The organism is Candidatus Methanomassiliicoccus intestinalis Issoire-Mx1 (assembly GCF_000404225.1).
Lineage (GTDB): Archaea > Thermoplasmatota > Thermoplasmata > Methanomassiliicoccales > Methanomassiliicoccaceae > Methanomassiliicoccus_A > Methanomassiliicoccus_A intestinalis.
Window position 1 is genome coordinate 155613 of record NC_021353.1, and the last position, 13759, is coordinate 169371.

Sequence of the window (13759 nt, forward strand, 5' to 3'; positions counted from 1 at the left end):
AACTCAAAATATAATCAAAACAATCCAGACAAATCAAAGAATCTAAACCAAATCAATGTATCAATCAATCAAGACATATCAAAATAAATCAATTCAAAATCATCAATAACTTAATTCAAATTCAAACTCAAAACTTCAAATTTAAAATAGATCAAACATCAACGAATCGATAAAACAATATCAAAAACTAAGCTTCAAAAATCAAACTCAATATCAAAAATCATTTCAAACTCAATCAAAATTAAACTTCAAATTCAAAATAAAATAAATGAATTCAATCATCAAACTTTCAAACTTCAAAACTCAAACTAAAGTCATCTTACTCAATCATGACAGTGAATGCGCAGGGGAATATGATTGAGATGACGTTCCCCTGCGCTTGATGATCATAGTAATTAATTGAAGACTTCGTTTCAAATGTAATTAATGTAAGGAAGTACTGCATAGCGCATTTCAAACTGAATATTTATCCAGGTAAACTTAGCTCAATGAGTATTGAACGCATCAAGTCTGGACTCTCAGTTCCAAGGAATCCTGCATTGGCAAGAATATTCGGACTTGCAGGATTAGTAGAAGGCTGGGGGACAGGAATCAGACGAATGATATCTGAATGTGCTGAACACGGATTAAGAGAGCCTGAGTTTGAACTTCTTGGAACAGACTTCAGAGTAACATTGTACAGACAGCCCAGTGAATTATGTAAAGAAATAAGGGCATCTAATTACTCTCTTGATGAAGTTGAGTTGCATGTTTTAGATGCCATTAATCTAGACGGGTCTCTTACAATCGATGAGCTGTCTGAAAAATTACAAGTGTCACGCAGCAGCGTAAAACGTGCGATATCCTCTTTGAAAGATCAGAAACTCATCATGAGAAAAGGAAACAATAGATACGGTTACTGGGTCGTGCAATCTAACTGACTTATTTGAGCCCATTTGAGCCTATTTGAACCCATTTGAGCCCATTTGAGCCTATTTGAACCCATAGCACATGAGACAATAATCAGTGTTTCATGCGTTTATCCTCATTAATTGAAAGCTTCGTTTTGAATATGATTATTGTAAAGAATGAAGTAATGCACAATCGGCAGACTTTAAATTGTATATTATTAAACTCATTGAATCGCATTGAACCAAGATGCCTGTTTGTGAGCCAAGTCTGCTTGATCAATGCTTTATTTATATGATGTGTTGTTCATTAATTCAATATCTGCCATTAGACTCAGCGGATTTAGTCAGTTGAGTGAAATAATGCAGACAGTATTCATATCTAAAAAAAGAAGTCAGTGTTTACACACAGACTCTTGAATAAAAAGAAGTTTGAAACGATCAGGCGATCGTTCTGCAATCAGCATATTCTCGGCACAGGGTCTCCCACAGGAGCTTCAAGAATGCGGTGTCCTCCGATTTCTGTTTTTAAGACGACATTCTCAAACTTACTTGTAGCGTAACCGATGACTGCAGCGTTCTTTCCGAGAGGATGAGTACGCAATGTCTTCACAATCTCATCAGCCATTTCAGGCACGCAGCCGATGACGACCTTGCCTTCGTTTCCAATGGCAAGAGGATCGATACCGAGAAGTTCGCAGGCACTGACAACTGTTTCAGACAGAGGAACCAAATGCTCTTCGATTTCAATGCCTATGCCTGACTTCGATGACCATTCATTGATGGCATTTGCAAATCCTCCCCGGGTAGGATCTTTCATGCTTACTGCCCCGCCGGTCTTCATTACCTGCTCGATGAGATTGTTCAGGGGAGCGACATCGCTCTGCAGTTCAGTCTCAAAACCGTAGCCCTCACGGAATGATAAGAGAGATACTCCGTGGTCTCCCAGGGTTCCTGAGACAATGATGGCATCTCCTTCCTGAATATTGTCATCAGTAAGCCATCTGGACTTTACTTTCCTGTATTCTCCTGCCTTGCGGAGATTGTCATCCAGATACGGACTTCTCTTTCCGATGGCTGAAGTTGTAACAATCATTTCATCAGCGGCTCCCTGTTCTACTACCTTGGTGTCGCCGGTGATTACAGGAACGCCGGAAATCTCAGAGTATTTTCCTATTGACTTAGAGATAGTTTCAAGAGTCTTGATATCCAGGCCTTCTTCGAGAATCATCGACAGCGCAATGGCAAGAGGCTTCGCTCCCATGACTGAGATGTCATTTACCGTACCGCTTACTGATAATGATCCGATGTCTCCTCCAGGGAAGATCAGGGGCTTCACAGTGTGTCCGTCTATTGTAAACACGATGTCGTCTACAACTGCAGAGTCGTCAAATGAATCAAGAGGGACCTCTGTCTGTACTTTTGGAAAAAATGGAATGATATGATCAGAGAGAAGTTCATGCATGAGCTCTCCGCCTGCCCCGTCTCCCATGGATATTCGCTTCATGCTTACGTGAACTTGTCCGCTTAGCTTAACATTTTTGGCATTTTTCGGCAGAGAGATGCTTTTGAGGCAGAACTGCATACGCATTATGGGGAGCAGCAATGAAAGTCGTAGGCATCAACGGGAGCTTGAGAGCGGACGGAAACACGTTCATTCTGATCAATACTGTATTCGAGGAGCTCAGAAAGGAAGGCATAAACACTGAGATGATCCAGCTTTTCGATAAGGACATCAAGCCCTGCAGAGGCTGCGGAGCATGCAGGAATGGAAGCTGCGCACTCGAAAATGATGATTTTAATAGAGTCTTCGATAAAATGGCCGAGGCAGACGGCATAATCCTGGGATCTCCGGTTTACTCAGCAGACGTGTCTGCAAGAATGAAAGCGCTTCTAGAAAGAGCTGGTTATGTCGCAGCCATTAATCCAGAGATCCTGCGGCACAAGGCAGGCGCAGCTGTCGCAGCAGTCCGCAGAGGCGGAGGAATGACTGCAGTAGACACCTTGAACCATTTTTTTCTCAATAAGGAGATCTTCGTTGCAGGTTCAACATATTGGAACATGGTGTATGGAAAAGACTCCGGCGATGTTCTCAAGGATGAAGAAGGCATGCGCAACATGAAGAATTTAGGCCAGAACATGGCATATCTGCTCAAGAAGCTGCATCCAGAGGACTGAAATACAGTAGTATTAATATAATCTAATACGTATTACCATGTGTGCGTATTATGTCTGAACCTTGCTCAAAAAGAATAAATCCCAAGCAGAGAGAGTTTTTCAACGAGAGAGCAGAAATCTGGGACAGCATAACAACCCACGATGATGAAAAGGTCTCTTACATAACTTCGATTTTGGAGCTGAAAGGCGATGAAAAGATTATGGATGTGGGTACAGGCACAGGAGTCATGATTCCATACTATGAGTCTAAACTGGATTCAGGCTCGATAACAGCAGTTGATTATTCAGAGAACATGATTGAAGCTGCAAGAAGAAAGTTTCCTGAAAATGAACATCCTGTGACGTTTAAGGTGTCAGACATTTACAATCTGGAAATGAAGCCAGAATTTGATCTCATCATGTGTTATTCCTGCTTTCCCCACTTTCCCAATCAGCCTCTGGCAGTATCCCATCTTACTGAAGGATTGAAATCAGGAGGAAAGTTCGTTGTAGCACATTCAGCTTCAAGGGACAAAATAAACAATGTGCACATGGAAGCTGGAAAAATAGTCTCCAATGATTTTCTTCCTCAGATGAATGAGCTTACAGAAATGATGGAAAAGGCACATCTGGATGTAATTTTCAGAAGAGATGATGAAGAGTACTACATTGCTGTAGGATGCAAGCATTGATATTACCTTTTAAAAATAAGTAGTATTGATATACTATGTAGAGTATATAGTCTGCCATATGGCAAATCTGGGGGTAAAACTAGCTGCGGTCATTGTCGTGGTGATTATTGCTGCCGGGGGAATCTACTATGTTTTGGGAGATGCCCAGGAAGACAATACCAAGGGAGACCGCACGATAACGGATGTGTTTGGGAATGAATTCACCCTGCCTGAGAATGTTGAATCGGTTGTGGCTGAATGCGGGCCTGCTTTGCGGTACCTGAGTTTCATGGGTGAAGAAGTTTCCAAGAAAGTTGTAGCAACCAGTTCTGTTGCAGCTAAGCCTGTTCTTTCCGGTATTTCATACAATTATGTCTACGGCCTGGGAGACTTAGAGATGGTGGGAGACTTCACGAACTCTGCCACAATGGAAAAGATCGTTACCCTGAACCCTGATCTTGTGATCATAGGAAATCAGGCAGACACGATAAAGAAAGAGGTTGTTGAGTTCAAAGAAAAAATGAATGCCGCGGGAATCCCTGTCTGCATAATCAAGTATGTTTACAATCTTGACGATCCTGATTTTGAAAAGCAGGTTAATCTCATGGGTGAGATTTTCCACAAGTCTGACAGAGCAAAAGAACTTCTTGCAGGAATCGACAAACAGATGAAAACGTTAGATGACTTATGCAGCAAGATAAATGAGACCTCCAATGTCTACATCGGCGGGGTGCTCGCTTATGGAAATGCTGATCTGCTCCGTTCCATAACTACTGAATCAAGCGCGCTGGCGTATCTCGGCACTACTGTGAACAATGTTGCTGAAGATGACGGAATGGGAACTCCCAACGGAGCTCAGTGGATCTCTGCTAAATCAGAAGAAGCTCTTCTTCAATATGATAAAAACAATGGAATAGATACAATCTTCATTGATCTCGGAGGATACAAAAAAGTTGCAGACGGATCAAAGTGGGTGAGTGAGCTGAGCGCATATCCTGAGCACATTTACATCTCACTGCCGACAGTAGCATTCAGTACATGCTATGACAACACTTTGATTGATGCTTACTGGACTTTGTATGCCATCTATTCAGAAAAGTATCCTGAAGTCTTCAAGGACATTGATATGAAAGATACCGCAACAAGCATCTGGAGTCTGTTCTTAGATTGTTCTCAGGAAGAAGCAGACGGCATCTACAACGGCATTGCGCAGACTTACGGAGTGAACGATCTGTTTGTATCGTACAATGAAGCAACGGCTTAAACTAAATTACATTACTGCTTGAGGAGAAATTGTGACTGCAAAGGAACTGCATCCGAAACCAGCCGCCACCGCAACCAAAGAGAGTGCTGTGCAGTATGACAAATATCTGTACAAAAAAATTCTCTTTATTGTATTTCTCCTCGTAGCAGTCTTCGTTGTTTCCGTTGCCTACATAGGCTACGGAGACTACCACATTTCTTTTATTGATGTTGTTAAGATCATTTTCGGGGATCACAGCGACAAAACGGCGTATGCAGTTGTCAGGCAGATGAGAATGCCCAGCATTGTGGCCGCGATCTTGGTAGGCGGGGCGCTGGCAATTTCCGGAGCAGTAATGCAGGCGGTTCTCAGGAATCCTCTGGCATCTCCCTATACGCTTGGAATATCAAATGCGGCGGCATTCGGTGCAGCATTTGCAATTATGATATCGATAACAATCTTTTCAGGAACTATTGTCGAAGACTTTTTCAGTGCACCTTATGGAATTTCGATCGGGGCATTTATCTGGTCGATGATCGCCGTTCTCATTGTAGTCAGTCTGTCCAAGATTGCCTACTCTACGCCGGAAAGCGTTGTTCTTGTTGGTATAGCGCTCAACGCCATATTTCTGGCTGGACTTTCTGCATTTCAGTTCTTTGCCGATGAGTCTCAGCTTGCCGAAATGGTGTTCTGGCAGTTCGGAGATCTTTCAAAATCAAGCTGGACAGAGCTGGTTATTCTCTTTGTAGTCTTTGCAATTGTAGTTATCTATTTCCTTTACAAGCGCTGGGACTACAATGCAATGGACAGCGGCGATGAGGTCGCCGAAAGTCTGGGAACTAATACGAAGTCTACCAGGATGGTAGGAATGATTCTTGCCACTCTGCTGACTGCCGTATCTGTTTCCATTGTAGGAATCATCGGCTTCGTAGGTCTGCTGGCTCCACATATGACTAAGAAACTGATCGGCAACGACAACAGATATGTTATGCCGGCATCGATTCTGCTGGGTGCTCTGATTCTTCTGATAAGCGACTTTGTAGGCAGCTGGGCGTTCAGCGTCAGCATCCCTGTGGGAATCATCACATCGCTTATAGGCGGTCCAGTTTTCATCGCGATATACATCAAAAGCGTGAAGAAGACAAGGCCCCCTCTGTAATTGCCAAACCAAGGGGAAGCTTAAAATCAGAGTGTCTTCCTTCCCCCATTTAACAGACTGCTATTTTTGGGCATGTAGGGTAGTCTGGATCATCCTTCCGGCCTTCGAAGCCGGTGACCCGGGTTCGAATCCCGGCATGCCCGCTAATTTTATCGTACAAATATCTGAACAAATTTTTGTAAAATTTACAACTTCGATCAGTAGGAGAATATTTTCTGCTGAATACGAACAGCAATACTGATTGAATCCTCTGCTTGAGTATGATTGTAGGGAAGGATGTAGGGAAGGAAGAATCATAGGATTATCGAAGAGAATTAGAACGCTTTGTGCTCAGACTTTCTGATAGATTACAGACAGATCTTCTAGAACCTCATGTTTATACTGTAATATTTGCTAAAACAAGAGTGTTCAAAGGATCTAAAATTCTCTAGATGAATTAGGTATCTGATCCGCTCATTCTCCTGTCCAGATGAGATAATTACAATCATCATCAACGCGCAGGGGAACGTCATAAATCAAATCATATTCCCCTGCGCATTCACTGTCATGATTGAGTAAGATGAGTTGATTGAGTTTGAAGTTTGATTTTACTTCTTTTTTGATTTTGATTTCTGATTGAAATTTTTAATGATGTTATTCTTTGATATTTGATTTTTGAATTTGAGTTTTATTTTTTTGTTTGAACTTGTTTGATTTCATTTTGAATTTGATATTAATTACATTGAGAATATTAAGTGAAATTGAATTGAGTTTGATTGATTTGGGTAAGTATTAATTGATTGATTTTTGATTTGATTTTTTGATATGTCTGGACTTAGTTTATTTTGATTATTTATTTTGATTTACTTGGATTATTTTGTTTATTGTTTTGTTCTTGTTTTTGATTGTTTGGAATTTGAAGTGATTTGGTTTTTGAATTTGTTGAATTATTGAATTTGAATATTGATTGTTTGGGATTTGAATAGAAGTTTGTTTTGATTTTTGATTTCTGTTCTTTGTTTGTTCTTGTTTTCTTTTTCTTATTCTTTGATTCTTTCTTGTTTTCTTCTGTTTATCTTTGTTCTTTTCTTCTGTTTTGTTCTTTCTTTTTCTTATTCTTATTGCTGATTGAGTTTGCAGTTTTGGTTTTGAAAAAAATTGTTTTTTTGTTTTTGATTTTGGTTTCTCTTTTCTTTTTTGAGTTTTGAAGTTAGAAAGTGATTTTAATTTCAGTCTTTGAGAAGAGAAGGCAAAAATGGTGATTGAATGAAAACAGAAAAGAGACTGACAATGGCTCTGAGCGTCTTAGTTGCGCTTATGATGCTAGCTGTCCCTCTCGCATCTTCAAGCAACTTGTTCGTGGATGGGGGACAGACAAACTCTAACGGCGATGCGCCAAACTTAGGTGCTGCCGGAGACATTATTACATTTGAATTGAATATTCCCGAAAACAGCTTAGATAAGCTTAACTATACAACCCTTAAAGCTGCATTAACTGGTGTAGCTGGAATAATCTTCTCAGTTGATGAGAAAAAAGGCACAATTTTAGCCATTGCTGATGGGACACAAGTTTCTGGAATTGCAATAGAATCCATCATATCCAAAGTGAATACAGCAATAGATGCCCAATTCAGGGGAAAAGCATACTCACACGAATGGATGGATTCAAACGGATCTGTATACTATGCAGATAGTGAAAACATCAATAAAAGTTTCACACTTTCTGCTAAATGGGCACTTAATGATGATGCATATGCAGAGATCAATGTAAATTCTACAATTGATGGCGTTGCGCAGGAAGTAAAAACAAAAGCATATGCATACAGCACATACACTGACAATGAAACAGATGTAGTGGATAAAACACAGATTGTAATTACCGCTGACAATGGTCTTCCTGTTGATGAGTCGCTAATAAAAGGATACGTTTTCAATCCTAAACCTGTCGCAAATGCTAAAGATGCCGCAGCAGGTTATATTAAAGTATATGACCATAAAGTTACTGATTCTAGCAACAAAGAAATTACTTCACCTAGCACTATAGCCGTTAGCGATCTGACTGTGACATATACGTTTAACAGCCAGGACTATAAAAAAGTTGTAATTTCTTCAAATATCTTTGAAGAACCAGTAACACTTTATGCTGATAAGAATGTAGCTGCTGGATACACATATTCTGATGTGTTCAGTGCATTAGGAAAAGCAACGCCTGAAGGCAAAACAAAATCATATATTGATACATCATTTACAAAAGATGGTGAAAACTCATACACAATGAAGAACTGGACTGACAATGGAGAAACCTACGCTCTTAAAAGTGAGTCTCTTGCCGGTGCAGAATTGACATTAAATGCTGATTATAACAAATTTAATGTTACTTTCATGGTAAAAGGACAAGTTCAGGTTGCTGAAGTTCCTTACGGTGAATTTTCTGAGTCTGTCTGTACATTAGACACAACCGGAATGACCAAATGGGTTAGCTTACCAGTAGTAGACGGTAACGTCATTTACTCAGGAAATAACTTTGTACCAGACATCTTTAATTTCAATGATCCAAAACTTCAGGAGAAGATTGTAAACAATAACCTTGTATTGGTGGCATTATTCACAGATCCTGCTAAAACGCTGTATGTAACATTTGATGCTAAAAGTGGATATTTTGGTGACAAGGAAAGTGGAGTTCAGAATATTGTAGTTCCAATAAGTTCAAAGGATGCTACTGCTGATCAGATAATCTTACCTAATGATCCAACAAATTACACTGTAGCTCAGGGAACGAAGAGCGTGTTTGCTTACTGGTATGATGGCGAAAATACTAAATATGAATTTTCCAGTGAAACGAAGATCGATAAAAACATAGTATTGAATGCAGAATATATTAATTATAAATATACTGTTTCATTCAATGTAGACAATAATATAACTGGACATTTATATTACTCTGCAGACAAGTTAGTTGCATTTGAATGCAACGGCATTGCATATAAATACTCTGGTGGATTAAATGACATTAAGTTAACCTCAGGTGAAGACGGCAGCAGAGCTTTAAGCGCACTATTATACCCCACTAAAGCTGGATATACGATCAGCGAATGGAAAGATGCTGACGGCAATACAATGATCAGTAGTATTCTTCACGATACATACAGTGTTGCTACAAATCCTCCAAAATATGAACAAGTGACTGGAGTTACACTACATTATACAACTGTAAAAGAAGATATGACTCTCTACGCTAACTTTGAGGCTAAGGAATATGTCATTGCATACAATGGTAACACTGCTACAATGACTAATGTTCTGCCACAGATTGGAACTGTAGATCAGTCTTTAAACCTCTTTGGGGACTCAGTATTTGGAAATGAAGGATATGTTCTTAAAGAGTGGAACACAAGGCCTGATGGAAAAGGTACAACCTATGAGTTAGGAGCTTCATTGACTCTTACTGGATCTGAATTTGAGAAACTAGGTAAACTCTCTATTGAGAACAGTGACATCTCCAATAAGGAAGGATTTACACTCTATGCCATCTGGGAAAAATCCAATGGCAATGCAACACCTGGTGACAACACTGATGGAGACAATGACAACAGCAACACAGACACATATCTGTTAGCTGGAATACTTGTTGTGATCATCATTCTGATCATAGTTGTTGCAGTTGTACTGAGAAAGAAGAATTAAAAACTTTAAAGATTGAAGAATAAACAATGAAAACTAACGAAGTTAGTAAATAAGAATCTTAACTGATTCTTTTTATTAACTTTTACTTACTTTTTTTCTATTTCTTTTGTTTACTTTTCTGAAACTTTTCCTGAAAAAACTTATTTTAAAAAGTGAACTTTGTAAAGTCTAACATTCAAAAACTTATTTTAAAAAAAGAAATTTGAAAAGTCAGAGATTAAACTCTGACTTTGTTTTAATTCATTTAAAGAGAGTTTTTCATTATTCTTACTGTTTCTTTCTCAGCACAACAGCTACAACAATAATGAGAATAATGATAACAACTAAGATACCTGCAAGTAAGTAAGTATCAGTGTTACTGCTGTTGTCATTGTCTCCATCAGTGTTGCCGCTTGGGTTGTCAGAACTTCCGACTTTCTCCCAGATAGCGTAGAGTGTGAAGCCGTGATCAATGCCGTCTGGAATGGTCATATTGTCTTTGGAGATCTTTGAAAGTTTATCATAGTCTGCTCCGCTGAGAGTAAATGCAGACCCTAAAGCATAGGTTGTACCTTTTCCATCAGGCCTGGTATTCCACTCTTTAAGCTTGTAGCCGTCATTGCTGAAAGTAGAGTCGCTGAAGAAATTCAAAGATTCTCCAACAGTTCCTACTTGAATCATATTGTTTGTTGCAGCAGCAGTGTTACCGCTGTATATGATTACATATTCTGCAGCATCGAATTCAGCATACAAGTCTGTGTTTGCACTGATCTTTGAAAATCCGGCATTTGTTACTTCTACATACTCTTTAGCATCTATACCCAGGGTAAGCATCATTTTTCCGTCTTTGTCATTCCACTGAACAAAGTTGTAACCTGCTTTTGTAGGAATGAGTTTAGATGTTAAATCTGCACCAATATCAGCAGCAAGATATGTTTTGCCATCATACAATGCACCAGTTACATTGGATACATCTACTTTCTTGGATGTAGAATTGTAAGTTAAGTCGCCATTGCAGTAAAGTACAATGTATTTATTGTCATCGATAAAGAAGTTAACTGTAAATGTATACTCTACAAAGTTAGCAGTTAACTCTAAACCAGCATCATCAACTTTATTTGTGCTCTTAAATTCATACTCACTGCCATCAGCAGCCCAGTATGCAAATAGGTAAGATTTTCCATCAGCATCCTTGCTTGGATTTGCAGGCATTGGAATCTTGTCAGCAGTTGTTCCTTTAGCGACTGGGATAATAACTTCGGTTATTTTGTCTTTCTTATCTCCAAAGTATGCACCATCAGCTGCATTAAATGTGACATAAGCTGTTTCATCGTATGCAGAGAATAATGCAATTAGAGTAAGAGTCTTTTCAGAAGTAGATTTGACTAATTCTTTTTGAAGATCTTCAGCAGATCTATCAAAGTTAAAGATACTTTTGACTCCACCATCATCCACAGATATCCAGACAGTCATTCCAGCAGTATCAAATGGGCATGATGCTTTTGAAAATTCTCCGTACTTAACGTTGACAATTTGTACTTGACCGTTCACCATGAATTTTACTGGGAAAGTAGTAAACTCTGCATTTAATGTTAATTCAGAACCAATAGAAATAGTAGAATTACTATTTAATGCATAATTTTCAGTTCCATTTGTCCATGAATTAATTTTACACGATCCATCGTTTGCAGTGAAAGGAGTTTCAATAGCTGAAGGAGTTTCTGTGAAATTAGGTACAGAAGCTGCAGGATTGTTAGAATCCATTACATCATTAAGATATTCTTCATTGACTAATGCGTTGAATATCATCCAATATGTAGTAGTAGCTACTTGCAATGCTCCTGTTGTTTTAGCTACATAAAATGTAACTGCGTTGTCAAATATGGGAGAATTTACAGATATTGTACCATAGTTTAGGCTGTCAAATGTATATGTTGCTGTAAGAACACTGCCAGATTCTATTTTATCCCCATCAACAACTTTGTTTCCCTTAGAATCAGTAACAATATATGTATAAACAGGTTGATCATTACTGGATTTCAAATTAACAACATATCCATTTCCAGCAGTCTTCAGATACGTTGGTAAATCATCTATATTTAATTCAGTTTTTTTGCTAGCATCGACATATTTATACGCTTTGATCTTTTCAGAATCTTCTCCAAGACCTTTTGTGATTATGCTCACTTCTCCGTATGTGTTCTTAAGTTTCCATACAGCATTTGCAGTTATCTGGCCTTCAATCTTTTCTTCAACTGTTGTATAATCACCAGAGAAAGTTAGATCATATGCTGCCATTCTTCCATCTGATCCGAGTGCTGTTTTAATAGCATCTAAAACAGTTTTTATCTGGACTTGTTTGGACGATTCATCAGAATCACATATTGCACGTATTACTCCATTCTTAGCATCAACAGAGTAAATTATGTTAGTTGTAGTTAGATTATCTTTTAAGTCATCATAATCAATAACATCTAAACTATTTTCAGGAATATTAAGATTAATTGTAAGCGTGTCTCCGGCAGCACCTAAGTTTGGCGCATCGCCGTTAGAGTTTGTCTGTCCCCCATCCACGAACAAGTTGCTTGAAGATGCGAGAGGGACAGCTAGCATCATAAGCGCAACTAAGACGCTCAGAGCCATTGTCAGTCTCTTTTCTGTTTTCATTCAATCACCATTTTTGCCTTCTCTTCTCAAAGACTGAAATTAAAATCACTTTCTAACTTCAAAACTCAAAAAAGAAAAGAGAAACCAAAATCAAAAACAAAAAAACAATTTTTTTCAAAACCAAAACTGCAAACTCAATCAGCAATAAGAATAATCAAAATAATCAAAGAAAAGAAAGAATAAACAAAAGAATAAAAGAAACAAAGTCCAGACTTATCAAAGTCAATTCAGGCTCATCAAAAAAACTCAAGATATAATCAAATCAGTCCAGACATATCAAAATCAAATCAAAAAATCAATCAGTCCAGGTATATCGAAATAAATTCACAAATCATAAATCAAAATCAGACTCAAATCATCAACTCAAATCATATATGAATCATATACTTCAACTCAAAAACAATAAAATTCAATATCAAAATTAAACTTCAAATTCAAAATAAAATAAAAGAACTCAATCATCAATATCATATCAAAAATCAATATCAAAAACAATCATTTCAAACTCAAAACTTCAAACTTCAATCAACTTAACTTAATTTATTTTCACTTCATATGCGCAGGGGAATATGATTGAGATGATGGTTCCCCTGCGCTTGATGATTGCACACCATCCAATATAATCCTTATTTTAAAGTAATTTATCAACATCTTTACTGGTTTTATTCATCGCAACCATGAACTTAAATTTGAACATGATTATTGAGTTAATCTACACAAATACACTGCTAGTCAAACTGGATTAATAATCTCTTGACAAAATGATCATTAAATCAGATTCTAAGATTACCTTTGAGGAATCAGCATAAATATTTCTTCTTTCATCTTAATCTCATGCAGCCCAATATGCAGAAATATCAGTTGAACCAAGATGAAATGGTCGCTGTTTTGAACAAAACAAAGTATGGCGTACTTTCCACTATCGGAGAAGACGGATTCCCATATGGTGTTCCAGTCAACTTTGTATATGTTGACAACAAGGTTTACATCCACGGCAGGAAAATCGGAGAAAAGGTAAGCAACTTAACAAACAACTGCAAGTGTTGTTTTACAGTTGCCAGGGAATACGGTTATGAGTTCACAGGGGAACATGCCTGCGATACCACCACAGTGTATGAGAGTGTAATCATCCGCGGATGCGCTCATGTGGTTGACGATCTGGAAGTAAAGAAGAAAGTGCTCCTTGCAACTATTGATAAAATTGTTCCAGGCCGTACAAACATGGATGAGAAGAAAGTCTCCCCAACTGGAGTTTACGAAATTGAGATAAAATCCATGACTGGAAAATATCATAAAGCATGTGAAGGTGCTAAAGTAGTTCAGTGAACTACTT

9 protein-coding genes and 1 tRNA gene are annotated in these 13759 nt (G+C 38.3%); 8 read left to right on the forward strand and 2 right to left on the reverse strand.

Going from position 1 to position 13759, the window contains the following annotated elements; translation table 11 throughout:
• Positions 1 to 464 precede the first annotated feature (464 nt).
• A complete protein-coding gene (locus H729_RS00620; RefSeq protein ID WP_256365373.1) occupies positions 465 to 920 on the forward strand; it encodes an ATP-binding protein in 456 nt (151 codons plus the stop codon).
• Between the two features lie 427 nt (positions 921 to 1347).
• Here the strand turns inward: H729_RS00620 and hypE are convergent, their stop codons facing one another.
• On the reverse strand, positions 1348 to 2394 hold the full coding sequence (gene hypE, locus H729_RS00625; RefSeq protein WP_048134163.1) for a hydrogenase expression/formation protein HypE: 1047 nt from the start codon (positions 2392 to 2394) through the stop codon (positions 1348 to 1350).
• Between the two features lie 98 nt (positions 2395 to 2492).
• Between hypE and H729_RS00630 the strand changes: the two genes are divergently transcribed.
• The 6 genes from H729_RS00630 (at position 2493) to H729_RS00655 (ending at position 9780) form a co-directional block, all read left to right on the forward strand.
• Positions 2493 to 3065 (forward strand): flavodoxin family protein, encoded by a 573-nt coding sequence (locus H729_RS00630; RefSeq protein ID WP_020448065.1) that lies wholly within the window; start codon positions 2493 to 2495, stop codon positions 3063 to 3065.
• Between the two features lie 50 nt (positions 3066 to 3115).
• Positions 3116 to 3736 (forward strand): class I SAM-dependent methyltransferase, encoded by a 621-nt coding sequence (locus tag H729_RS00635; protein ID WP_020448066.1) that lies wholly within the window; start codon positions 3116 to 3118, stop codon positions 3734 to 3736.
• A gap of 58 nt (positions 3737 to 3794) precedes the next feature.
• A complete protein-coding gene (locus H729_RS00640; RefSeq protein WP_020448067.1) occupies positions 3795 to 4979 on the forward strand; it encodes an ABC transporter substrate-binding protein in 1185 nt (394 codons plus the stop codon).
• Positions 4980 to 5010: 31 nt separating this feature from the next.
• Positions 5011 to 6117: a FecCD family ABC transporter permease gene (locus H729_RS00645; RefSeq protein WP_020448068.1), complete on the forward strand. Its 1107-nt coding sequence runs from the start codon at positions 5011 to 5013 to the stop codon at positions 6115 to 6117.
• Positions 6118 to 6185: 68 nt separating this feature from the next.
• A tRNA-Arg gene (locus H729_RS00650) sits at positions 6186 to 6260 on the forward strand.
• A gap of 1102 nt (positions 6261 to 7362) precedes the next feature.
• The gene (locus tag H729_RS00655) at positions 7363 to 9780 is read left to right on the forward strand and encodes a hypothetical protein (protein ID WP_020448069.1); all 2418 of its coding nucleotides are present in this window, start codon (positions 7363 to 7365) and stop codon (positions 9778 to 9780) included.
• A gap of 267 nt (positions 9781 to 10047) precedes the next feature.
• Here the strand turns inward: H729_RS00655 and H729_RS00660 are convergent, their stop codons facing one another.
• A complete protein-coding gene (locus H729_RS00660; protein ID WP_020448070.1) occupies positions 10048 to 12426 on the reverse strand; it encodes an InlB B-repeat-containing protein in 2379 nt (792 codons plus the stop codon).
• An 834-nt stretch (positions 12427 to 13260) separates the two neighbouring features.
• Here H729_RS00660 and H729_RS00665 point away from each other — a divergent pair.
• Complete coding sequence (locus H729_RS00665) at positions 13261 to 13752, forward strand: pyridoxamine 5'-phosphate oxidase family protein (RefSeq protein WP_048133767.1); 492 nt, start codon at positions 13261 to 13263, stop codon at positions 13750 to 13752.
• Positions 13753 to 13759: the final 7 nt, after the last annotated feature.

Coding starts and splice junctions, on each gene's coding strand:
- H729_RS00660 (WP_020448070.1), bottom strand. CDS start 12,426: ATGAAAACAGAAAAGAGACTGACAATGGCTCTGAGCGTCTTAGTTGCG.
- H729_RS00665 (WP_048133767.1), top strand. CDS start 13,261: ATGCAGCCCAATATGCAGAAATATCAGTTGAACCAAGATGAAATGGTC.
- H729_RS00635 (WP_020448066.1), top strand. CDS start 3,116: ATGTCTGAACCTTGCTCAAAAAGAATAAATCCCAAGCAGAGAGAGTTT.
- H729_RS00655 (WP_020448069.1), top strand. CDS start 7,363: ATGAAAACAGAAAAGAGACTGACAATGGCTCTGAGCGTCTTAGTTGCG.
- H729_RS00630 (WP_020448065.1), top strand. CDS start 2,493: ATGAAAGTCGTAGGCATCAACGGGAGCTTGAGAGCGGACGGAAACACG.
- H729_RS00640 (WP_020448067.1), top strand. CDS start 3,795: ATGGCAAATCTGGGGGTAAAACTAGCTGCGGTCATTGTCGTGGTGATT.
- hypE (WP_048134163.1), bottom strand. CDS start 2,394: ATGAAGCGAATATCCATGGGAGACGGGGCAGGCGGAGAGCTCATGCAT.